The sequence below is a fragment of the Rhodococcus sp. IEGM 1381 genome, assembly GCF_030056795.1.
Lineage (GTDB): Bacteria > Actinomycetota > Actinomycetes > Mycobacteriales > Mycobacteriaceae > Rhodococcoides.
Window position 1 is genome coordinate 945,015 of record NZ_JASHKQ010000001.1, and the last position, 20,835, is coordinate 965,849.

Below are 20,835 nucleotides of genomic sequence, written 5' to 3' on the forward strand. Positions count from 1 at the left end.
TCCACACCCGTCGGATTCTTGGCTCTAGGCTCGTGAGCTGACGTCGATGCGAGGAGACATGCCAATGGCGAGGGATCTGACACAGCTCGAGCTTCTGCAGGAGCTGGTACCCACTGCCGAAGACAACGTGAACCGTCACATCACGATGGCACGCGAATGGCATCCCCACGACTACGTGCCGTGGGACGAAGGCCGCAACTTCGCCGCCCTCGGTGGCCAGGACTACGACCCGGAGCAGTCCAAGCTCTCCGACGTCGCCCAAGCCGCGATGATCACCAACCTGCTCACCGAGGACAACCTGCCCTCCTACCACCGTGAGATCGCCGAGAACTTCTCCCGCGACGGCGCCTGGGGCACCTGGGTGGGCCGGTGGACCGCCGAAGAGAACCGCCACGGCATCGTCATGCGCGACTACCTCGTCGTCACCCGCGGCGTCGACCCCGTCGCCCTCGAAGAAGCCCGCATGATCCACATGACCAACGGCTACGCCTCCCCCGCCGGAACACAGGTCGGACTACTGCACTCGGTCGCGTACGTCACCTTCCAGGAACTCGCCACCCGCGTCTCGCACCGCAACACCGGCAAGGTCTGCGACGACCCGATCGCCGACCGGATGCTCCAGCGCATCGCCGCCGACGAGAACCTGCACATGATCTTCTACCGCAACATCACCGGCGCAGCGATGGACATCTCCCCCGACCAGACGCTGCAGGCCGTCTCGGACATCGTGATGAACTTCGTCATGCCCGGTGCCGGGATGCCGAACTTCCGCCGCAACGGTGTGCTCATGGCCAAGCACGGTATCTACGATCTGCGTCAGCACCTCGAAGACGTCGTCTGGCCGGTGCTGCGCAAGTGGAACGTCTTCGAGCGCAACGACTTCACCGCCCGCGGAGAGAACAAGCGCGAAGAACTCGCCGCGTTCCTCGAAGACCTCGAACGCCAAGCCACCAAGTTCGAGGAAATGCGAGACCGCTCCCTCGCCCGCGAACGCGCCAAGGCCGAAGCACGCGCGTCGTAAGTTTCCCAGGTGAACGGAACTTCGTAGTCCGCTACGAAGTTCCGTTCACATAGGGTGTGGTGTGAACGAATTCTGGGACCGCATCTCCGCGGTGAGTCCTGATCCGCCGGTGTGGATCGTCCAAGTTGCGGCTCTTGTTGCACTCGTCATCGTCGTGTTGCCGCAGACGTGGCGGATCGCGCGCAACGTGGTCACCATTGCGCACGAGGGCGCGCACCTGTTCGTCGCGCTGATCACCGGCCGGCAGCTGATGGGGTTGCGCCTGCATTCCGATACCTCCGGCGTCGCGATCTCGAAGGGCAAGCCCACCGGTGTCGGCGTCATCGCCATGACTTTTGCTGGCTATGTCGGGCCGTCGCTACTCGGCCTCGGTGCCGCCTTGGTGCTCGGGACCCAACATGCGGTGGCGGTACTGTGGATCGGCGTGATCTCGATTGCGTTGATGCTGTTGATGATTCGCAACATCTACGGCTTGCTGTCACTCGTCGTCGTCGGCGCTGCTCTGTTCGTCGTGTCCTGGTGGGGTACGGGTGAACAGCAGGTCGCGGCGGCGTATTTCATCACGTTCTTCCTGCTGATCGCCGGTCCGCGGCCCGTTCTCGAACTCCAGAAATCCCGCAGTGCCGGACGGGCGCGGGACTCGGATGCCGATCAGCTCGCCCGACTGACCTTTCTGCCCGGCATCGTCTGGGTCGGGCTGTTCCTGCTCGTCACCGTCGGCTCACTTGCATTGGGCGCGTGGCGCATTCTCGTTCCGGTGCAGTGACGGTAGGTCAGCTGTCGGTCTGCTGATTCGTCGTCAACGACCCCACCAGTCGCGCTATGCGATCTGCGCGGGTCCGAGGTCTTGCAGCGTTGTCGATCGGCATCAACAACTGACGCCGTTCGCTCGCACGCGTTCGCTCCCATGCGGCCGTGCAGTGTGCGTCTTCCATCGCTCGAGCCAGGTCCTCGGGGACCGGCACCAGATCGGGGTCGGCCGGCGCGAATTCGCACGACACCAGATCACCGGCAGCCACGCCCAGTCGGCGCTGTAGCTCCGCGCCGATGTAGACGAAGGATCCGGTCATCACATCCGGATCTGCTTTGTTGAGACCGAGGTTGACACTCGACCCGTCGATCCACCCGTAGATCCGGCGAGTCGGCCACCGCTCCGCTGCTTCGGCCAAGTCTGCTGGGATGCAGATGATCGTGTAAGTGTTCCTGCCCCAGGTCAAGGGTTCGAGAACACCGTCGAACCGTATGTGATCACTCACGGATGCCTCGCATCGTCGACACGCCATCGATGGGAATTCCGCCCACAGTCGCAGCATAATCGAGTGACGTCTCCGAGACGGGGACGGATTTCGGAGCCGACGAACGAAGGGGTGCGCATGACCGTCATGGACGACGCACCGAGAGTGCATGCCGAGACTCGTGCGCAGTGGCGGACTTGGCTGGCCGCCCATCACGGAACTGCGGAATCCGCGTGGCTGGTGTCGTGGAAGAAGGCCACTGGGAAACCGGCGATCAGCTACGACGACGCCGTCTTGGAAGCACTCGCGGTGGGGTGGGTCGACAGTCGACCCCGCAAGCTGGACGACGAGCGAACCATGTTGTATTTCTCGCCCCGGAAACCCGCGAGTGCGTGGTCCCGTCCGAACAAGATTCGCATCGAGACCCTTCGCGAAGCAGGCCTGATGTTTCCGGCGGGGGAGCGAGCCGTCGAGGCTGCCGTGGCCAACGGAGCATGGACCGTACTCGACGAGGTCGAGGATCTGATCGTTCCCGAGGATCTCTCGGCCGCTTTCGCCGAATACGCAGGCTCGGAAAGCAATTGGACCAAGTTTCCGCCGTCCGCGCGTCGAGGGATTCTGGAGTGGATCGTCACCGCGAAACGGGCCGAGACCCGAGCCGCGAGAGTGCAGGAGACCGCTCGGCTCGCTTCGATCGGCGAGCGGGCGGCTCGATGGCAACCGAAGCGCGTCATGGACGACGACAACGGCCGATGACCGTCACGGTCGAAGCGACCCTCGAAAGAGTATGTCCAGCAGTTGGTGTCGCGCCTCCATCGGGGACATCAATTTTTTCAGAACGTGAGGCGTCATCGAAGTGATCCCCGCGATGACGAGGCCCGCCAGTAAGTCGACATCCACATCGGCCCGCAGCCGTCCCTGTCCGTGCAGAATCTGCAGCAGGCTGCGCACATCTGTGCGGAAGCGCTCGACATGTTCGGTGACCGACTGTGGCGGTGATCTCAGCGCGGCAGCCGTGAGCAGTGCCCTCGTCGGAGATTCGACGAAATAGGTCAGTTGCAGGTCGATGTAGTTCTCCAACAATGCGATCGGGTCAGATCCGGCATCCGCGTCGAGCACGCCCTGAAGCCGTGAATCGACCTTCGCTACCTCCTGCACGACCCAGGCGTCGAGTATGCGAGACACGTTGGGGAAGTAGCTGTACAGCGTCGGTCTCGAGACCTTCGCGCGGACAGCGACGGCCGACATGGTGACGCGACCGGTGCCCTGATGGTCGGCCAATTCGATCGCGGCAGAGATGATCCGTTCGCGCGCGGACACCTCGCTGTCTTTCGCCACAGACGCCCTCCGCCCGCTCCTTGTCACTAGCCTTACAACCTGTAAGGCTAGTGGGTATGGCACACACACCGAACTCGGGCCCGGACTCCGCCCACGGCGAGTCGGGGTCTTCGTCGACCACGGCAGAACACACACTCGCACCGGACAGGCTGCGTCGTCTCCGCATCTGGAACATTTCCCTGTCGGCGCTTCATGCGATTCAGGCCGTTGTGGTTCTCGTCATCGCATCCGACTTCGCTATCGACCTGACCACCGCGTACCCCGCCGGACCCCCGGGAACCCGGGTCCCGGAGGCCCAGGCGGCGTTCGCGGTTTCCATCGGAATCGCCGTCGCAGTCTTCCTTGTGCTGGCGGCGGTGGACCACTTCGTCACCGGGGTACCGCTGCGAAAAGCATACGAGCGCAACCTCTCTCGCGGCATCAACCCGTTCCGGTGGCTCGAGTACAGCGTCAGTGCCACAATCATGGTCATTCTTATCGCCCTCTACGCCGGCATCACCCAGGTCACCGCCATCATCGCGATCATCGGTGCCAACGTCGCCATGATCCTGTTCGGCTGGCTCCAGGAACGCTCCAACCCGCCCGGGGGCCGGCCTGATCTCACCGCGTTCTGGTTCGGTTGCATCGCCGGCGCGGCACCCTGGGTAGCGATCACCGTGAACCTCGTCGGGGCCTCGGAAGTCCCCTCGTTCGTGTACGGAATCTTCTTCTCGTTGTTCATCTTCTTCATGAGCTTCGCCGCCAACCAGTGGCTGCAGTACCGAGGGGTCGGACCGTGGAAGGACTACGTGTTCGGCGAGTTCGTATACCTCGTCCTCAGTCTCGCCGCGAAGTCTGCTCTGGCGTGGCAGATCGTGGCCGGATCCCTCGCTTGATCGGACGGAGCAGAAACCAGCATCCGCGACACTTCGATGACGTCGTCCTGATCACCGGCGCGACATCCGGTATCGGTGCCGGACTCGCCACCCGATTTCACGCGCGCGGTGCCCAAGTCGTTGTCACCGGCCGCGACCGCACCCGACTGAGCTCCATGGCCGCCGAACACCCTGGCATGATGCCGGTCGTCATGGACGTCGCAGACCCGGAATCCGTGCGCCGCGCCATGAACGACATCGAATCAGCGCAACCACACGTCACCACTCTGATCAACAACGCCGGAGTTCAGCGCCCACTGGACTTCTCGGCGAAGGAGTTACCGGCGATCACCGACATCGCCGCCGAGATCGCAACCAACTTCACCGGACTCGTGGACGTCACCTCGACCGCGTTGCCTCTCCTGCGCCGAGCCCCTCGCGCACGGGTGGTGCACGTGGGCTCCGGTCTCGGCTTCGTTCCACTCACGGCCGCTCCCGTGTATTCCGCGACCAAAGCGGCCGTGCACTCGTTCGCCGTGAGCCTGCGTCATCAGTTGCGTTACAGCAACATTCAAGTTGTGGAACTCATCCCGCCGGTGGTCGACACGCCGCTACACCGCAGCATGCAGGCTGCGCCGCCGATGGCGATGCCATTGGACAAGTTCCTCGACTCGGTGATGGCCGGACTCGACAGCGGGGGCGACGAGATTGCGATCGGACTGGGTCGAGTGTCGATCATCGGATCACGGCTTGCCCCGTCGATCCTGCTCAGGCTCATCAATCGAGACAGTCCGCCCCCCTAGAACACCACCCACAGCAGCGACGCGAGTGCGAATATCGCGAGACCGAGTGTCGTTTCCATGACGGTCCATGTCTTGAGCGTCGTCTTCTCGTCCATGCCGAAGAAGCGGCTGACGAGCCAGAAGCCGGAATCGTTGACGTGAGAGAGAACGGTTGCTCCGGCAGCGAGTGCGAACACCAGCAGCGCGATCTTGAAGTTGCTCAGATCCAGCTCGGCCACCTGGGTCGAGATCAGTCCGGCCGTGGTGGTCAATGCGACGGTCGCCGAACCCTGCGCGACGCGAAGAGCGGTGGCGATCAGGAAGGCCTGCAGCAGGATCGGCAGTCCGAGGCCGGACAGCGAGGTGGTGAGCGACTGTCCGATCCCGCTGGCCCGCAGCACTCCGCCGAACATGCCGCCGGCACCGGTGATCAGGATGATCGAGCAGATCGGTCCGAGGGCCTGGTCCATGTACTTGGCACCGTCGGCCACCGGGAAGCGTCCGGGCGCGAGGATGAACAGGGCCAGCAGCAAGGTGATCAGCAGCGCGATGGGCGTCTGGCCGATGAGAGTCAGGGCAGCCGCCCAGGTTTCGTCGCCGGTCAGCACACCGGAGGTGGTCAGTGTGTTGACGACAGTGTTGAGCGAGATGAGCACCAGTGGCGTCAAGAGAATGAACAGCACTGCGGCGAACTTCGGGGCCGGGTCGCGGAGCGCGGCCATTTCCTTGTCGTGTTCCTCGGAGTTCTGCGACCCGTCTGCGAAGAGGTCTGCAGGCATGGTGACGAATCGTTTTCCGAGCTGGGTGCCGACGAGGTAGGAGCCGACGAACCAGGCGACGACGGCGACGGGAACGCCGATGAGCAGTACCGATCCGATGTCTCCGCCGAGCAGTTCGGTGGCAGCGACCGGGCCGGGGTGCGGTGGGACGATGGCGTGCATCGCGGCGAACGCGCCTGCCGTCGGGAGTGCGTAGAGCAGGACCGAGCCGCCGAACCGTCTGGCGACCGTGAAAATTATGGGTAGAAAGACCACGAGACCGGCGTCGAAGAAGATGGGGAAGCCGAAGATGAGTGCGGCGACACCGAGTGCAAGTGGTGCCCGTTTGGCTCCGAACCGGTTGATCAGGGTATCGGCCAATACTTGAGCGCCACCGGTGATTTCGAGCAGTCTGCCGACCATGACGCCGAGGGCGACCAGTAGCGCCACCGAGCCGAGGGTCGAACTGAAGCCCGAGAGCAGTGCCGACGGCACGTCTGCAAGTGGGATTCCCGCGGCGACGGCGGTGAGGGCGCTGACCAGGACCAGGGAAACGAAGGCGTGCAGTTTCACCTTCATGATCAGGAAGAGCAGGATTGCGACGGCCGCGGCAGCGATCAGCAGCAGCGCCGTCGTGCCGTAGGCCGGTTCGATCGGATCCATCGGTGTACCTCGTTCGCTCGACTCGAATTTCGACCATAACGGACAGTCGTGACGTCGCGCGGGGTAACGAGCGCCGGTTGTCGGTCGGCGGTGGGAGTGTGGAGTACCGTGCGGGTATGAGTGATGGGGATCACGTAGTGGGTGGGGATCGTTCCGAAGAGCCGTCGAAGGAGCAGTTGCGCGAGCAGGCACAGCGCTACGCAGCGGCGGCCCGGCTGAAGATGAAGGAGCGGCGCGAAAAGGCGTCCGGGGGACTCGGAGCCATAGTTGCCGAACGCGCGGGCGGTTGGGACCTCGACGATCAGAACACCGTGGCGATGGACCGTCAGCAGAAGCTCTGGAACGGGGTGATGGACCGCTACTTCCGGATGGAGATCGACGGGTGGGAGACCATTCCCGAGTCGCCGGTTCTCGTCGTCGGCGTGCATTCGGGTGCGCCGTTCGTGTGGGATGCGTGGACCGTTGGTGCCCAGTGGTGGCGACACTTCGGCGAGAAGCGCATTCTGCACGGCACTGCGCACGACGCCCTGATGGCGTTTCCGTTGATCGGCAAAGTTTTTCGATCCATGGGTGTTCTTCCGGCGGCGCCGGACTCGATGTCGACGGCGCTGGCCGAGGGCCGAGACGTCATCGTGTGGCCGGGCGGTGAGGTCGATTCGTTGCGGCCCTGGAGCAAGCGCGACGAGGCGACTCTCGGTGGCCGAACCGGCTTCATCAAGCTCGCCATCCGGATGGGCGTACCCATCGTTCCGGTCGCGACAGTCGGAGGGGCCGACGCCATGCCGGTACTCATTCGCGGCGACAAGCTGTCGAAAGCGTTGAAGCTGGACAAGATTGCGCGGTTGAAGGTCTTTCCCATCGCGATCTCGCTTCCATGGATCATTGCGCCGGCGGCGCTACCGCAGATTCCTTTGCCCGCGAAGATTCGTACCCGATTCATGCCGCCGATCGAACTCGACCACGATCCGGCACGGTGCGACGACGAGGCTTATGTAGACGCGAAGTACGAGGAGGTGCGCTCGAGCATCCAATCCGGGATGGATGCCTTGGCCCGCAAGCGGAAGTTCCCTGTCTTCGGCTGATTTCGGCTCACCTGGCAACGCGGACCGAAGCTGACCGCGATCGTTCCTAACGTCTTCGTCGTACGGATTCACTCAGTGCGACGAGGGGCGTCACAGATGATCGAAACATCGGGATTGACCAAGACTTTTCGGCAGGGCAAGAAGACCGTGGAGGCGGTGCGCGGCATCGATCTGACGATCGGTGAGGGTGAGCTGGTGGCTCTGCTCGGCCCGAACGGGGCCGGCAAGTCGACGACTCTGCGCATGTTGACGACGTTGCTCGAACCGACGTCGGGCTCGGCGCGGATCGCCGGATTCGATGTGGCGAAGGACCGGGACAGTGTTCGACGCAGTCTCGGCTACGTCGGCCAGGGCAACGGTGCGGGGCACAATCAGCGCGTCCGAGACGAACTGGTGGTGCAGGGGTTGTGCTACGGCATGACGCGTCGACGATCACGCACTCGCGCAGACGAATTGATCGAGGCACTCGAACTCGGCGAGCTCGCGGCTCGCACTGTGTCCACGCTGTCCGGTGGGCAGCGGCGTCGACTCGACATCGCGTTGGGGTTGGTGCACCGGCCATCGTTGCTGTTTCTCGACGAACCGACCACGGGTATGGACCCGCAGAGCCGAGCAAATCTCTGGGATCACATTCTGCGGCTCAGAAGGGAGATGGGCACCACCATCGTGCTCACCACGCACTACCTCGACGAGGCCGATTCGATGGCCGAGCGGGTGATCGTCGTCGATCGCGGCACCGTCATCGCCGACGACACCGCCACGGCACTCAAATCGGAGCTGGCCGGTGACCTGATCGTCCTCACCGTGTCCGACGCGTCGGCGCTGAGTGCGCTCCTCGTCGGTGCTGCCGGGGTCAGAGACGTGACGGTTGCGGGTTCGCGGTTGAACATTCGGGTCGAGCGGGCCGAGGTGGTTCTTCCGGATCTCCTGCGGCTCAGCGAGTCTCATGGAATCACGGTGCACACGGCAGACATGACGCGACCTACACTCGATGATGTGTTCCTCGGCCTCACCGGGCGCAGTCTTCGTGAGAGCGCCGCAGCGGGCAACCCCGATATCGACAACACTGCCCTCGAAACCGCAGGCGCGGCAGGAGAACTCCGATGAACGTACTCTCTGGAAGTGTCTTGGTGATGGGCCGCGAATTGCGGCCGATGGTGCGCGATCCGTTCACCGTCATCTTCAGTCTCGTGCAGCCGCTGATCCTGCTGGCGCTGTTCGGCCCGCTTCTCACCGAGGTCCCGGGTCTCGGCAGCGGCAACGTGTGGGACTGGTTCGTTCCGGGGGTGCTTGCAATGATCACCATCTTCGGAACGTCGATGACGGGCTCGAACCTGCTGGCCGAATTGCAGCAGGGTTCGCACGAACGGATGTTGGTGACGCCGCTGCCGAGGTCGTCTCTGCTCGTCGGTCGCGCGTTCAAGGAAATGGTGCCGCTGGCCGCTCAAGCCGTGCTGATCGTCCTGGTGGCACTGCCGCTCGGGTTGTCGGTGAATCCCGTCGGCGCGGTCGTGGGTATCGTGCTGCTCGGTGTGTTCGGTGTCGGGCTCGGCGCATTGTCCTACACGCTGGCTCTCGCTGTGCGCGGGCAGGATTGGGTGTTCTGGTCCATCCAGCAGACATTGATGTTCCCCCTGCTCATCCTCTCGGGCACCATGCTTCCGCTGACCGCAGCCCCGGGATGGATGCAGTTCTTGGTGAACATCAACCCACTCGGGTATCTGGTCGATGCCGAACGTGCACTGTTCGCGGGCGAGTTCACCGGTTCGACGGTGACGGCAGGTGTCGTTGCGGCCGCGGCCACCGCGGCAGTCGGACTTGCCGTCGGGATCCGGGCTATGGGCTCTTCGCGGGTGTGAGGCTAAGCTCGCGTCATGGATCGGCCTGCGGTAATTCTCGAAAACGATGTGACCGTGTACGACTTCTACCTGCGCCACCAGCAGAATCGTCAGGTCGCGAGGTTGGCGTACGCCACCTTGGCCAGGCGCTTCCGCCCGCGGGTGTCGTATCCCGACGGTGCCCGTGAGGAATTGCGTCGTCTGGTCTATGACAACACCAGGCTGCTCATCGCCGTCAATCATCTGACCGAGAACGATCCCTACACCCTCGCAGCGGCGGCCTGGGCATCGCCGCTGCGTCCGGTGATCGGGCGTACGAGGGTATTGGCCAAGGACGAATTATTCCAGGAACCCAAGCAGCGCAAGCGAATCGACATGATGGGCGGCATCCCGGTCTTCCGTGGGAAGAATCATGGAATGCGCGCAGTCAGCGCTGCAGGTAACCGCATGATGGATGTCAGTGCCGAGCGCATGAAGCGGGGCGACGACCTCGCAGTGTTCCCCGAGGGCACCTGCAACCTGGAGGATCCGACGACGGTGCAGCACGTCGGCAGCGGCATCGGCCACATCGCGCTGCGGGCACGCAAGCTCGGCGTCGAGCCGGTGCTGGTCTGTATCGGGTTGAGCTACGGTCCTGGCACGCCGAAGGTGAAGCAGGCGAGCGTCTACATCGATACGCCCATCACCGAATTGCCCGAGAAGCCGATCGATTTCACTCGGGTGGTGGCGGAGGGAATGCAGAAGGCACTCGACGGGGCAGTCGCCGCGTACTGACGGAGCTAGCGCGATCGCTTGGCGGGGCGGTGTGTCAGCGCGTCGAAAACGCCCGAGATGATGGCTGCAACTTTGCGGCCCTTCTCTCGCTCGAACAGGGTGATCGTGGCGGCCCGTTCGGCGAGAGCGAGCAGGTGCCCGAACAGCCCGTGGTCGTAGGGTTTGAGCGATTTCGGGGATCGGCGGTGTTTGATCGCGTAGTACACGATGTCGCGAGCCATTGTGTAAAGCCGGCGGCTCGAGTAGTTGTAGGTCGTGAACCGCCAGTGCACTCGGCCCGCACCGAATTCGTGCTGGATGCTCGCGGCGGTATCGCGCACGATCGTGTACCCGGCCATTCTCAGGCGTAGGCAGAACTCGAAGTCGACGTAATCGACAAACATTTGTTCGTCGTAGCCTTCGACCACGGACCACGCCGTCACGTTGCAGAGGGACCCAGAGGTGATGCAGGCATCCACCTCGTAGACAGTGGGACCCGTGGGGTCCGAGCCGGACCGGACATTGGGATCGAGGATATTCGAGCACACGATTCCGACTCGGTCGCCGGTTCGGCTCATCAGTACGTCGATCATGTTCGTGCTGCACACCGAATCTTGATCCAGTAACAGAACCCACTGTGCCTCATCGGCAGCGGCGTTCTCGACGATGATGTTCAGGGCCGCTGCTATGCCGTGATTCTCGAGGCGTTCGATGACAACGACGTTCCGATAGCGCTCCGTCAGTCGACGGATTTCGTCGATGTTGCTGGAATTGTTGTCGATGACTCGGACGATATCGACTTGATCGACTATCGCGTCGAGGTTCTCCTCGAGCCTGGCCACATCGGGATTGAACGTGACGATTCCCGCAGCGATTGTCATCTACAGCTCTCCGTAATGTGCCGTTCGCACGACACCGGGGGTGCGAGGGTAGTCGAGAGACGAAAGTACCGCAGAGTGACCGCGGCAGGGCAGTTGCCCGTCGGCCGTGGGCTCGGCCTGATACAAACAGGTGACAGGTAATTCGGATCGGCGTCTTCGTAGGAGATATTCGTGAGTGATCAGATCAAGACGGCCATCGTCACCGGTAGTGCGCGTGGAATCGGCGCAGCGGTGGCGAAACGGCTGGCCAAGGACGGGTTCGGAGTAGCCGTGGTGGACCTCGATGAGGCCGCATGCAGCGACACTGTCGGTGCCATTGCGGCCGCAGGCGGGCAGGCGGTGGCCATCGGAGCCAACGTCGCCGACGAGGAATCGGTCCAGACCGCGGTCGATCGCATCGCGAGCGAGTTCGGTGCGCCGACCGTGCTGATCAACAACGCCGGTATCACTCGCGACAATTTGCTGTTCAAGATGACGGTGCAGGACTGGGATTCCGTACTCGGCGTGCACCTGCGTGGGTCGTTCCTTATGACCCGCGCGGTGCAGAAGCACATGATCGACGCCAAGTGGGGCCGAATCGTCAACCTGTCGAGCACGTCCGCCCTCGGTAACCGTGGACAGGCCAACTACTCCGCCGCCAAGGCCGGTATGCAGGGATTCACCAAGACCCTCGCTATCGAGCTCGGCAAGTTCGGCGTCACCGCCAACGCCATTGCCCCTGGGTTCATCGAGACCGAAATGACAGCGGCGACTGCAGAACGCGTCGGAATGCCGTTCGAGGACTTCAAAGCTGCTGCAGCGTCGCAGATTCCGGTCAATCGTGTCGGACACCCCGACGACATCGCGCATCTGGCCTCGTTCTTCGTCAGCGAGGGTGCCGGCTTCATCTCGGGTCAGGTCGTCTACGCCGCTGGTGGTCCGAAAGACTGATCTCTCCAGATGCGTCAATGGACCATTCACGAGCCCAGACGGGTGTGAATGGTCCATTCACGCGGTTCGACGGGCCACCGACTACGGCAGGATCGAGTCGACGTAACCTCCGTCGACTCGTAGTGCACCACCGGTGGTCGCGGAGGCTTGTTCCGAGCTCAGGTACACGATCATGTTGCCGATTTCCTTCGGCTCGATCAGCCGTCCGATGAGCGACTGCGGACGGTGTTCCTTCATGAAATTCGCCTGAGCCTCGTCCCACGGCAGTTCGTCGCCGACGAGTTCTGCGACGAACTGCTCGACGCCCTCGGTGTGGGTGGGTCCGACGATGACCGAGTTGACGGTAACCCCTTTCCCTGCAGCAGCTTTCGCGAATCCGCGGGTCACCGCGAGCAGGGCGGTCTTCGTCATTCCGTAGTGGATCATTTCCTCGGGAATGACGACCGCGGAATCGCTGCAGATGTTCTGGATTCGGCCCCAGCCGGCTTCGGTCATCGCTGGTAGATACGTGCGGATGAGCCGGATGGCGGACAGTACGTTCACCTCGAAGTAGCGACGCCATTCGTCGTCGTCGATCTCGAGAGCCGGCTTGGCTCCGAAGATTCCGAGGTTGTTCACCAGAATGTCGACCACCGGGACCTTGGCGAGCAGTGTTTCGACTCCTTCGGCCGTCGCGAGATCTGCCGCTACGACGATCACTCGTGCGCCGGGTATCTCGGTGAGGAGTTGTTGCTCGGCCGCATCGAGTGCGGCTGCGCTGCGTCCGTTGAGTACGACACGCGCACCGGCACGGGCCAATTCGGTGGCAATCGCCAGTCCGATGCCTTGGCTGGAGCCGGAGATCAATGCGGTTCGGCCGTCGAGGTCGATGTTCATGGAGCCTCCCAATGTTGTGGAACGACTCCAGTGTGCGCCTCCTCGAAGATGTGAATGGTCCATTCACCGGCCCTGACGGGGGTGAATGGACCATTCACGCAGAATCGAGCGCCACTACGAATACGTGTAGAAACCCTTGCCGGTTTTGCGGCCCAGCATTCCCGCGTCCACCATGCGCTGCAGCAGGGGCGGCGGCGCGTAGTGCGGTTCGCGGAACTCGGCGTACAGCGATTCGGCCACCGCGAGGGTGACGTCGAGGCCGACGGTGTCGGTCAGACGCAGCGGACCCATGGGGTGAGCGCAGCCGTTCACCATGCCCTCGTCGATGTCCTCCGCACTCGCGAATCCGGACTCGAGCATGCGGATGGCCGAGACCATGTACGGGATGAGCAACGCGTTGACGATGAAACCGGCGCGATCACCGGCGCGAATCGTCTTCTTGCCCAGGGTGTTGCCCGCGTAATCCGTCACCGCGGATACTGTCTCTTCGCTGGTGAGCAGACTGACGACGATCTCCACCAACGGCAGCACCGGCACGGGGTTGAAGAAGTGCACCCCGACCACCTTGTCGGGACGCTTCGTTGCGTTGGCCATCTTGATGACCGGGATCGACGAGGTGTTCGTGGCCAGGATTCCCTCGGGCTTGACGATGGAATCGAGCTTGCCGAACAGTTCGAGTTTGAGCGATTCGATCTCCGGTGCCGCCTCGACCACAAGGTCGCGGTCTGCGAAATCGTTGATGTCGAGCGTCAACGTGATTGCAGCACGGGCCTTCTCGGCCGCGTCGGATTCGATGCGGCCGGACTTGACGGCGCGAGCGAAGGACTTGTCCAGGCGGGCTTCTGCGGCGTCGGCCGTCGCCTGGCTCGTTTCGAGGATCAGCACGGAACTGCCGGAGCGAGCACACATTTCGGCGATACCGGCACCCATGGTGCCGCCGCCGATGACGCCTACGAGTTCGATATCGCTCATTTGAGCAGCGCCCGCGACATGACGACACGCTGAATCTGGTTGGTGCCCTCGTAGATCTGGGTGATCTTGGCGTCGCGCATCATGCGCTCGACCGGGAAGTCGGTGGTGTATCCGGCACCGCCGAAGAGCTGAACGGCGTCGGTTGTCACTTCCATGGCCACGTCGGAAGCGAAGCACTTCGCTGCCGCGGAGATGAATCCCAGGTTCTTCTCACCGCGCTCGGCGCGAGCCGCGGAGCTGTAGACCATCAGACGAGCGGCTTCGACCTTCATCGCCATGTCGGCGAGCATGAACTGCACGGCCTGGAAGCTCGAGATCGCGTTGCCGAACTGCTTGCGGTCCTTGGTGTATGCGATGGCTGCGTCGAGGGCGCCCTGTGCCAGACCGACGGCCTGTGCGCCGATGGTGGGGCGCGTGTGGTCGAGCGTTTCCAGCGCAGTCTTGAAGCCCGTGCCGGGATCGCCGATGATGCGATCGCCGGGGATCTTGCAGTTCTCGAAGTACAGCTCGGTGGTGGGCGAGCCCTTGATGCCGAGCTTCTTCTCTTTCGGGCCGATGCTGAAGCCCTCGTCGTCGATGTGCACGATGAACGACGAGATGCCGTTGGCACCCTTGTCGGGATCGGTCACGGCCATGACCGTGTACCACTCGGACTTGCCACCGTTGGTGATCCAACACTTGGCACCGTTGAGGATCCAGTCGTCACCATCGGCCTTGGCTCGGGTTCGCATAGCGGCGGCGTCGGATCCGGCTTCGCGCTCGGACAGGGCGTACGAGGCCATCGCGCCACCAGCGAGCGACGGCAGGACCTGCTTCTTGAGCTCCTCGGAGCCCTTGAGGATCAGGCCCATCGTGCCGAGCTTGTTGACGGCGGGGATCAGCGAGGACGAGCCGCAGACGCGCGCGACCTCTTCGATGACGATGCAGGCCGCGACCGAATCGGCACCCTGACCGTCGTATTCCTCGGGAACGTGGATGGCATTGAAGCCGGAAGCGTTGAGGGCCTTCAAGGCCTCTTCCGGGAAGCGTGAGTCCTCGTCGACCTCTTTGGCGTACGGAGCGATCTCCTTCTCCGAGAGTGCCCGAATGGCGGCACGCAGTTCGTTGTGCTCCTCGGGCGATTGGTACAGATCGAAGTCGGGATTTCCGGCCATATCGGCCACGCTCCTTGAATGTAGGGGGTCGGCACTACCCAATCAGGGCACTCAGTGCCAAGGATGCAACCATCCTACGTCCGCAGCCCGCTGGTTTCAAGGACAGGTCCACGTTATGCGGCACTGAGTGCCACCTCTCGGGTTAGTCAGTCTGTTGTGTGATCGGCCAAGGCGTCGACGACTTTGGCGACGGACACGCCCCGCGGAAACGAGGCGACGACGATCTCGCCGTGGAATTGCGCACGTACATGCGCCAACGCAGTCCGCAGGTCGCTGACGGACGTGGGCAGGCCGTCGCGAATCATCCGTCGGAGGATGTAGTTGTGCGTTGCGGTCACCGAGGCCGAGAACTGCAGAATTTCCAAGTGCGAATGATTCGGCCGCACTCGCTGCAGATATTCGACGAAGAGTCGGTCGTAGCGAAACACGGTGACGATCTCTCGATCGCGCAGCGCAGGGTTGCGGTGCACCACCTGGTAGCGCAGGCGCGACATCTCGATCCAGTCGGAGAATCGCTCGTACACCTGCTGCGCGGCGTCGCATACCGCCTGCCAGGGATCGCCTTCGTTCGAGTCGAGGAATGCGCCCGCCTGCTCGAGCAGGATTTCGTGATCGGCGAAGACAACGTCTTCTTTGGCGCGGAACTGACGAAAGAACGTCCGTCGCGAGATTCCGGCGGCTCCGGCGATGTCGTCCACCGTCGTCGACTCGTAGCCCTTGACCGAGAAGAGGTCGAGAGCCGCCGTGGCCACGGTGAGCCTGAAGTCGGTGGATTCGTCGGGTTCTCCGCGCATGTCAGTGAAGGTAGCGGAGTTTCGGCGAGGGCAGGGAGGGCACTCGTCGCGTGAGCTGATTGCTAGTGTTCGCAAGTAGCCTGCTGCGCGGCGGTGGGTGGCACGGAGGGACGTCATGGTCACGGATTCGAGTCGACCGCTGTACCGAATGAAGGCCGACTTCTTCAAGACGTTGGCTCATCCCGCACGCATTCGAGTGCTGGAGTTGTTGAGCGAACGCGAACACGCGGTGTCCGAGATGCTGCTGGAGGTGGGCATCGAACCGGCGAATCTGTCGCAGCAGTTGTCGATTCTGCGACGCGCAGGTCTCATCGAGGGGACTCGCGAGGGGTTGTCCGTGACGTACACGCTGACGTCGCCGAAAGTGGCAGACCTCCTGGTGGTGGCCCGAGAGATTCTGTCCGGGGTAGTGGCCAACCAGGTCGAACTGCTGGACGGCGAGTCCGGATCGCGCACCTGACCTGACGGTCCGGAACGGTGTCGAGCGTCTCCCTGTTGTCTTGATTCATTACTTGCTAAACTTAGCAATCAGGTAGATCAGGTTCGATGAGTTGTCAGGAAGCGTCGCATGTCCGAACCGACGAAACACACCCGCACGAACGACGCACTGACGGCTGTGTCCGCACTCCTGCCCCAGTGGAGCGAGTGGAAGCCCGCGTTCCGCGCACCGGGCGCGGATCTGTTGGCAGGCCTGATCGTGGCACTGGTCGCGTTGCCTCTGGCCCTCGGATTCGGCGTCAGTACCGGGCTGGGTGCCGCGGCGGGTCTGACGACGGCGATCATCGCGGGAGTCGTGGCCGCGGTGTTCGGCGGATCACGGTTTCAGGTCTCGGGTCCCACCGGTGCCATGACTGTGGTGCTCGTGCCGATCGTCGCCGAGTGCGGGCCGACCGGAGTGCTCGCCGTCGGATTGATGGCCGGGGTCATCCTGCTCGCCCTTGCCGTTGCGGGCGTCGGCCGAGCTGTGCGGTACATGCCCGCACCCGTCATCGAGGGTTTTACCGCCGGAATCGCCGTTGTCATTGCACTGCAACAGGTTCCATCGGCACTGGGTGTCACCGATGCCGAGGGTGAGAAGGTGTGGCAGTCCGCGTTCGACGCCGCCCGTTCGTTCGTCTCGCACGCGAGCGTCCTGACGCCCACCGTGGCTGTTGCCGTCGCGATCGTCATGCTCGTCGGCGGCCGGTTCGCTCCCAAGGTTCCGTTTTCGCTCGTCGCGGTGGCCGCAGCAACGGTGGCCACCCAGCTGTTCGACCTCGACATCGCCACGATCGGCACGATTCCGTCGTCGTTGTCCGCCCCTGATCTGAGCTTCTTTCACATCGGTGACGTCACGGCACTGCTGGCTCCAGCGTGTGCCGTCGCCGCGCTGGCGGCCTTGGAATCGTTGCTGTCCGCCACTGCCGCGGACTCGATGGGCGTCGGCGCACGACACAACCCCGACAGAGAGTTGTTCGGACAGGGTCTTGCGAACATCGCCGCTCCCTTGTTCGGTGGGATTCCCGCCACCGGAGCCATCGCACGGACTGCGGTCAACGTCCGATCCGGGGCCCGTACCAGGCTCGCAGCCCTCGTCCACGCCGTGATTCTCGCCGCGATCATGTATTCCGCCGCCGGGCTCGTGGCCCACATCCCGCTCGCGGCCCTGGCCGGGGTGCTGCTGGCGACCACGGTGCGCATGGTCGAAACCGCATCGATCCGGGCGATCACTCGCGCCGGGCGCGGCGACACCGTGGTGATGGTGTCGACCTTCCTCGTCACGGTCGTCTTCGATCTGGTGACGGCAGTGGCCGTCGGGGTCGGGTTCGCTGCCGTATTGGCCCTGCGAGCCGTCGCGCGATCCGCCACGGTCGAGCAGGTTCCCCTGGACGCACTCGACGCGGTCTCGAAGGAAGAAGGCGACCTGCTGCGCGAACACATCGTCGCGTATCGAATCGACGGCGCTTTGTTCTTCGGTGCAGCGCACAGCTTCCTGCTCGAACTCGCCGACGTCTCGGACGTGAAGGTGGTGATCCTGCGCATGTCGCGGGTGACCACGATCGATGCCACCGGAGCCATCGTCCTCAAGGACACGATCACCGAACTCGAACACCGTCACATCGCCGTTCTCATTTCCGGAGCCAAACCCGAACACCTGCGTCCCCTGGCGGCGTTGGGCGTGTTCACCACCAAGGACGACGATGCTCGACGCGTCTTCGACACCACTCCGCAGGCCATTGCCTACGCGCGCACGCTGGTGACCGAGGTAACCACTCTTCGCGGGTAGGGTCTTAGATCACACTTGCGTAGGAAAGGACCAGCTCACCGTGGCTCTCGTTGCCGGAATCGACTCCTCCACCCAATCGTGCAAAGTTTTCGTTCGTGATGCCGAGTCGGGGGAGTTGATCCGCCAGGGTCGAGCCGGTCATCCCGACGGCACCGAGATCGATCCGCAGCGGTGGAAGGACGCGCTCGACGAGGCGGTCGCCGACGCGGGCGGGCTCGACGATGTGGACGCGGTGTCGGTCGGTGCGCAGCAGCACGGCATGGTCTGTCTCGACGACGCGGGTGTCGTGGTCCGTAAGGCGTTGTTGTGGAACGACACTCGGTCGGCTGAGGCGGCAGTCGATCTGATCACCGAGTTGGGCGAGCAGACCGGCGGGGACGGCGGGCAAGCCTGGGCCGACGCCGTCGGAGTGGTTCCGTTGGCCTCGATCACGGTTGCCAAATTGCGGTGGCTGGCCGACAACGAGCCAGAGAACGCCGATCGCACTGCGGCGGTGTGCCTTCCGCACGATTGGCTCAGCTGGCAGCTCGGTGGCGCGTCGGGGCTCGACGCCTTGGCTACCGATCGCGGTGACGCGAGCGGCACCGGCTATTTCTCGGCGGCGTCCGGCGAGTATCGAACGGATCTGTTGCAGTTGGGTTTTCGTGGGCGTAACCCGATGCTGCCGCGCGTGGCTGCGCCGAACGAGGCGATCGGCCGCACGTCGGGGGGTGCGCTGATCGGGCCGGGAACCGGAGACAACGCCGCAGCAGCGCTGGCTCTCGATGCGCAGCCCGGTGACGTGGTCGTGTCGGTGGGCACCTCTGGCGTCGTCTCGGCGGTGACCTCGGTTGCCGCAGCGGACGGTTCGGGTCTGGTCGCCGGATTCGCCGATGCCACGGGTCGTCAACTGCCGTTGGTGTGCACCCTCAACGCAGCTCGGGTGTTGGACGCTACGGCACGCCTGCTGGGCGTCGACCACGACGAGCTGTCCCGGCTGGCACTGTCGACGACGAGCGAGGGGCTGGTCTTGGTGCCGTACCTCGAGGGTGAGCGCACCCCCAACCGTCCCGATGCATCCGGTGCGATTCATGGCCTGCGACTGAACAATTCGACGCCGGGCCACCTCGCGAGAGCGGCCGTCGAGGGGCTGCTGTGTGGTTTGGCCGACGGTATCGACCATCTGCGTGTCCAGGGTGTGGAAACGAAGCGGGTGCTGCTGATCGGGGGCGGTGCAAAATCGGCTGCACTCCGCGAGCTGGCCCCGGCGATCCTCGGCGTTCCGGTGATCGTGCCCGAGCCGGGTGAATATGTCGCCGACGGTGCCGCGCGTCAGGCTGCATGGACGTTGGCCGGTACGGCTGAGCCGCCGACCTGGGCGCAGGCGGCGTCGAAGACATTCGAGGCAGACCCCACCCCGGCGGTGCGAGAACGCTACGCCGAGGTGCGGGATCTGACCGAGGGCACCACCGCCATGTGAGCGGAAACTCGTGACCCACTACGAAGTTCCACTCACGTGCGGCGCAGCCGCTCTCACGCTCTACGGAATCAGGCGTGCGTCTCGGTAGCGCTGGATCACCGAGGCGATGGCATCGGGCGTGGATCGGAAACCGAGGAAGCCGGCCTTCTTCGACTTGTTCATGTCGGTCAGGCATTCCATGTCGCGGCCGAGGTCGCCGTCGGTGTGCCACCACGACGCCAGCCGGGAGACATCGCTCTCCACCAGATCGTGCTTCTCCGCGATGCGCTTCCACGCAGCAGCCGCGTCGGACATGCGGGGTTCGAGTGGACGCGGTTCGGTGTCGAAGCCCTCGGGCTCGACACCGAACATCTCGGCGAACTGCGGCCACAGCCAGCGCCAGCGGAACACGTCGCCGTTGGCGATGTTGAACGCCTCGTTGTGTGCATTGTCATCGGTGGCGGCCCAGACCATCTGCTCGGCGAGCAGGTCGGCGTCGGTGAGGTCGGTGAGTCCATTCCACTGGGTTTCGGAGCCGGGGAACACGAACTTCTCACCGAGTTCCTTGCAGATCGATGCGTACACGGACAGCGTCAGCATCATGTTCATCGCGTTGCCGACCGCGAATCCCGAGATGGTGTGCGCGCGGTGCACGCTCCAGCCGAATCCGAACTTCTCGGCACCGGCGAACAGTTCGTCTTCCTGCGCGTAGTAGAAGTTCGGGGTGTCGAGGCGGTCCTCGGTCTCGTGGAACGGCGTCTCGGCCATCACCGCTTCGCCGTAGGCGTCGAACGGTCCGAGGTAGTGCTTGAGACCGGTCATCAGTGCAACGTGCTTGACCGAATCGAGGGGGCCGAGAACGTTCAGCACATTGCGTAGGGTCGCCGAGTTGACCTCGATGTTCTCCTGCTCGGAGTCCTTCTTCATCCATGCGGTGAAGAACACGATCTCGGGTCGTACTTCCTTCAGTGCCTCCTCGAGCGAGGTCACGTCGAGCAGATTCGCAGCCACCGGCACGACGCCGTCGACGGGGGTACTTCCGCTGCGACTCAGTCCGTAGGTGGTCCAGCCTGCATCGAGTGCGGCATGGCACAGGGCCTGCCCGGAGATGCCGGTGGCACCGACGATCAGCGCGCGCGTGCTGTTCGTAGTCATCGTGCCCGGTTACCCAGTGCGACCGATGCAACACGTGACACGGCC

Annotated in this window: 22 protein-coding genes; 13 read left to right on the forward strand and 9 right to left on the reverse strand. The window is 63.6% G+C overall.

Annotated elements, in window-relative coordinates:
* The first annotated feature begins 64 nt into the window (after nucleotides 1-64).
* The gene (locus QM797_RS04540; protein ID WP_283273943.1) at nucleotides 65-1,021 is read left to right on the forward strand and encodes an acyl-ACP desaturase; all 957 of its coding nucleotides are present in this window, start codon (nucleotides 65-67) and stop codon (nucleotides 1,019-1,021) included.
* A gap of 61 nt (nucleotides 1,022-1,082) precedes the next feature.
* On the forward strand, nucleotides 1,083-1,787 hold the full coding sequence (locus QM797_RS04545) for a M50 family metallopeptidase (RefSeq protein ID WP_283273944.1): 705 nt from the start codon (nucleotides 1,083-1,085) through the stop codon (nucleotides 1,785-1,787).
* A gap of 7 nt (nucleotides 1,788-1,794) precedes the next feature.
* On the opposite strand, the gene QM797_RS04550 is transcribed toward QM797_RS04545, so the two are convergent.
* Nucleotides 1,795-2,277 carry a YdeI/OmpD-associated family protein gene (locus QM797_RS04550; RefSeq protein ID WP_283273945.1) on the reverse strand — a complete coding sequence of 161 codons (483 nt, stop codon included), beginning with the start codon at nucleotides 2,275-2,277 and terminating at the stop codon, nucleotides 1,795-1,797.
* A 117-nt stretch (nucleotides 2,278-2,394) separates the two neighbouring features.
* On the opposite strand from QM797_RS04550, the gene QM797_RS04555 reads away from it, so the two are divergent.
* On the forward strand, nucleotides 2,395-3,012 hold the full coding sequence (locus tag QM797_RS04555) for a YdeI/OmpD-associated family protein (protein WP_283273947.1): 618 nt from the start codon (nucleotides 2,395-2,397) through the stop codon (nucleotides 3,010-3,012).
* Nucleotides 3,013-3,015: 3 nt separating this feature from the next.
* Here the strand turns inward: QM797_RS04555 and QM797_RS04560 are convergent, their stop codons facing one another.
* Complete coding sequence (locus tag QM797_RS04560; protein ID WP_283273948.1) at nucleotides 3,016-3,594, reverse strand: TetR/AcrR family transcriptional regulator; 579 nt, start codon at nucleotides 3,592-3,594, stop codon at nucleotides 3,016-3,018.
* 56 nt (nucleotides 3,595-3,650) lie between these two features.
* Between QM797_RS04560 and heR the strand changes: the two genes are divergently transcribed.
* Both heR and QM797_RS04570 read left to right on the forward strand, forming a co-directional pair.
* Nucleotides 3,651-4,469, forward strand: coding sequence for a heliorhodopsin HeR (gene heR, locus QM797_RS04565; protein WP_283273949.1), 819 nt, complete (start codon nucleotides 3,651-3,653; stop codon nucleotides 4,467-4,469).
* Nucleotides 4,439-5,251 carry an SDR family oxidoreductase gene (locus tag QM797_RS04570; protein WP_283273950.1) on the forward strand — a complete coding sequence of 271 codons (813 nt, stop codon included), beginning with the start codon at nucleotides 4,439-4,441 and terminating at the stop codon, nucleotides 5,249-5,251. Before heR ends, QM797_RS04570 begins: the two co-directional genes overlap by 31 nt.
* On the opposite strand, the gene QM797_RS04575 is transcribed toward QM797_RS04570, so the two are convergent.
* Nucleotides 5,248-6,651 carry a GntP family permease gene (locus QM797_RS04575; protein ID WP_283273952.1) on the reverse strand — a complete coding sequence of 468 codons (1,404 nt, stop codon included), beginning with the start codon at nucleotides 6,649-6,651 and terminating at the stop codon, nucleotides 5,248-5,250. The two genes, QM797_RS04570 and QM797_RS04575, sit on opposite strands and share 4 nt — an antisense overlap.
* Nucleotides 6,652-6,767: 116 nt before the next feature.
* Here QM797_RS04575 and QM797_RS04580 point away from each other — a divergent pair, with 116 nt between their 5' ends.
* The 4 genes from QM797_RS04580 to QM797_RS04595 all read left to right on the forward strand — a co-directional run bounded on the left by QM797_RS04580 (nucleotide 6,768) and on the right by QM797_RS04595 (nucleotide 10,345).
* A complete protein-coding gene (locus QM797_RS04580; RefSeq protein WP_283273953.1) occupies nucleotides 6,768-7,733 on the forward strand; it encodes a lysophospholipid acyltransferase family protein in 966 nt (321 codons plus the stop codon).
* A gap of 96 nt (nucleotides 7,734-7,829) precedes the next feature.
* Nucleotides 7,830-8,840 (forward strand): ATP-binding cassette domain-containing protein, encoded by a 1,011-nt coding sequence (locus QM797_RS04585; protein ID WP_283273955.1) that lies wholly within the window; start codon nucleotides 7,830-7,832, stop codon nucleotides 8,838-8,840.
* A complete protein-coding gene (locus QM797_RS04590) occupies nucleotides 8,837-9,592 on the forward strand; it encodes an ABC transporter permease (protein WP_283273956.1) in 756 nt (251 codons plus the stop codon). Before QM797_RS04585 ends, QM797_RS04590 begins: the two co-directional genes overlap by 4 nt.
* Nucleotides 9,593-9,607: 15 nt before the next feature.
* Complete coding sequence (locus QM797_RS04595; RefSeq protein WP_283273957.1) at nucleotides 9,608-10,345, forward strand: lysophospholipid acyltransferase family protein; 738 nt, start codon at nucleotides 9,608-9,610, stop codon at nucleotides 10,343-10,345.
* 5 nt (nucleotides 10,346-10,350) lie between these two features.
* Here QM797_RS04595 and QM797_RS04600 read toward each other — a convergent pair whose 3' ends face one another.
* Nucleotides 10,351-11,205 (reverse strand): glycosyltransferase family 2 protein, encoded by an 855-nt coding sequence (locus QM797_RS04600; protein ID WP_283273958.1) that lies wholly within the window; start codon nucleotides 11,203-11,205, stop codon nucleotides 10,351-10,353.
* 171 nt (nucleotides 11,206-11,376) lie between these two features.
* Between QM797_RS04600 and QM797_RS04605 the strand changes: the two genes are divergently transcribed.
* Entirely contained in the window at nucleotides 11,377-12,135 is a 759-nt protein-coding gene (locus QM797_RS04605) for an SDR family oxidoreductase (protein WP_283273959.1), read from the forward strand.
* An 81-nt stretch (nucleotides 12,136-12,216) separates the two neighbouring features.
* Here the strand turns inward: QM797_RS04605 and QM797_RS04610 are convergent, their stop codons facing one another.
* The 4 genes from QM797_RS04610 to QM797_RS04625 all read right to left on the reverse strand — a co-directional run bounded on the left by QM797_RS04610 (nucleotide 12,217) and on the right by QM797_RS04625 (nucleotide 15,931).
* Nucleotides 12,217-13,011: an SDR family NAD(P)-dependent oxidoreductase gene (locus QM797_RS04610; RefSeq protein ID WP_283273960.1), complete on the reverse strand. Its 795-nt coding sequence runs from the start codon at nucleotides 13,009-13,011 to the stop codon at nucleotides 12,217-12,219.
* A gap of 114 nt (nucleotides 13,012-13,125) precedes the next feature.
* Nucleotides 13,126-13,974 (reverse strand): 3-hydroxybutyryl-CoA dehydrogenase, encoded by an 849-nt coding sequence (locus tag QM797_RS04615; protein ID WP_283275271.1) that lies wholly within the window; start codon nucleotides 13,972-13,974, stop codon nucleotides 13,126-13,128.
* Nucleotides 13,975-13,979: 5 nt separating this feature from the next.
* On the reverse strand, nucleotides 13,980-15,146 hold the full coding sequence (locus QM797_RS04620) for an acyl-CoA dehydrogenase (protein WP_283273961.1): 1,167 nt from the start codon (nucleotides 15,144-15,146) through the stop codon (nucleotides 13,980-13,982).
* A 137-nt stretch (nucleotides 15,147-15,283) separates the two neighbouring features.
* Entirely contained in the window at nucleotides 15,284-15,931 is a 648-nt protein-coding gene (locus QM797_RS04625; RefSeq protein WP_283273963.1) for a TetR family transcriptional regulator, read from the reverse strand.
* A 115-nt stretch (nucleotides 15,932-16,046) separates the two neighbouring features.
* Between QM797_RS04625 and QM797_RS04630 the strand changes: the two genes are divergently transcribed.
* The 3 genes from QM797_RS04630 (at nucleotide 16,047) to QM797_RS04640 (ending at nucleotide 19,656) form a co-directional block, all read left to right on the forward strand.
* A complete protein-coding gene (locus QM797_RS04630; protein ID WP_283273965.1) occupies nucleotides 16,047-16,391 on the forward strand; it encodes an ArsR/SmtB family transcription factor in 345 nt (114 codons plus the stop codon).
* 108 nt (nucleotides 16,392-16,499) lie between these two features.
* Nucleotides 16,500-18,197, forward strand: coding sequence for a SulP family inorganic anion transporter (locus tag QM797_RS04635; protein WP_283273967.1), 1,698 nt, complete (start codon nucleotides 16,500-16,502; stop codon nucleotides 18,195-18,197).
* Nucleotides 18,198-18,237: 40 nt separating this feature from the next.
* A complete protein-coding gene (locus QM797_RS04640; protein ID WP_283273968.1) occupies nucleotides 18,238-19,656 on the forward strand; it encodes an FGGY family carbohydrate kinase in 1,419 nt (472 codons plus the stop codon).
* Between the two features lie 60 nt (nucleotides 19,657-19,716).
* Here QM797_RS04640 and QM797_RS04645 read toward each other — a convergent pair whose 3' ends face one another.
* On the reverse strand, nucleotides 19,717-20,790 hold the full coding sequence (locus QM797_RS04645) for an SDR family oxidoreductase (protein WP_283273969.1): 1,074 nt from the start codon (nucleotides 20,788-20,790) through the stop codon (nucleotides 19,717-19,719).
* Between the last annotated feature and the right edge of the window lie 45 nt (nucleotides 20,791-20,835).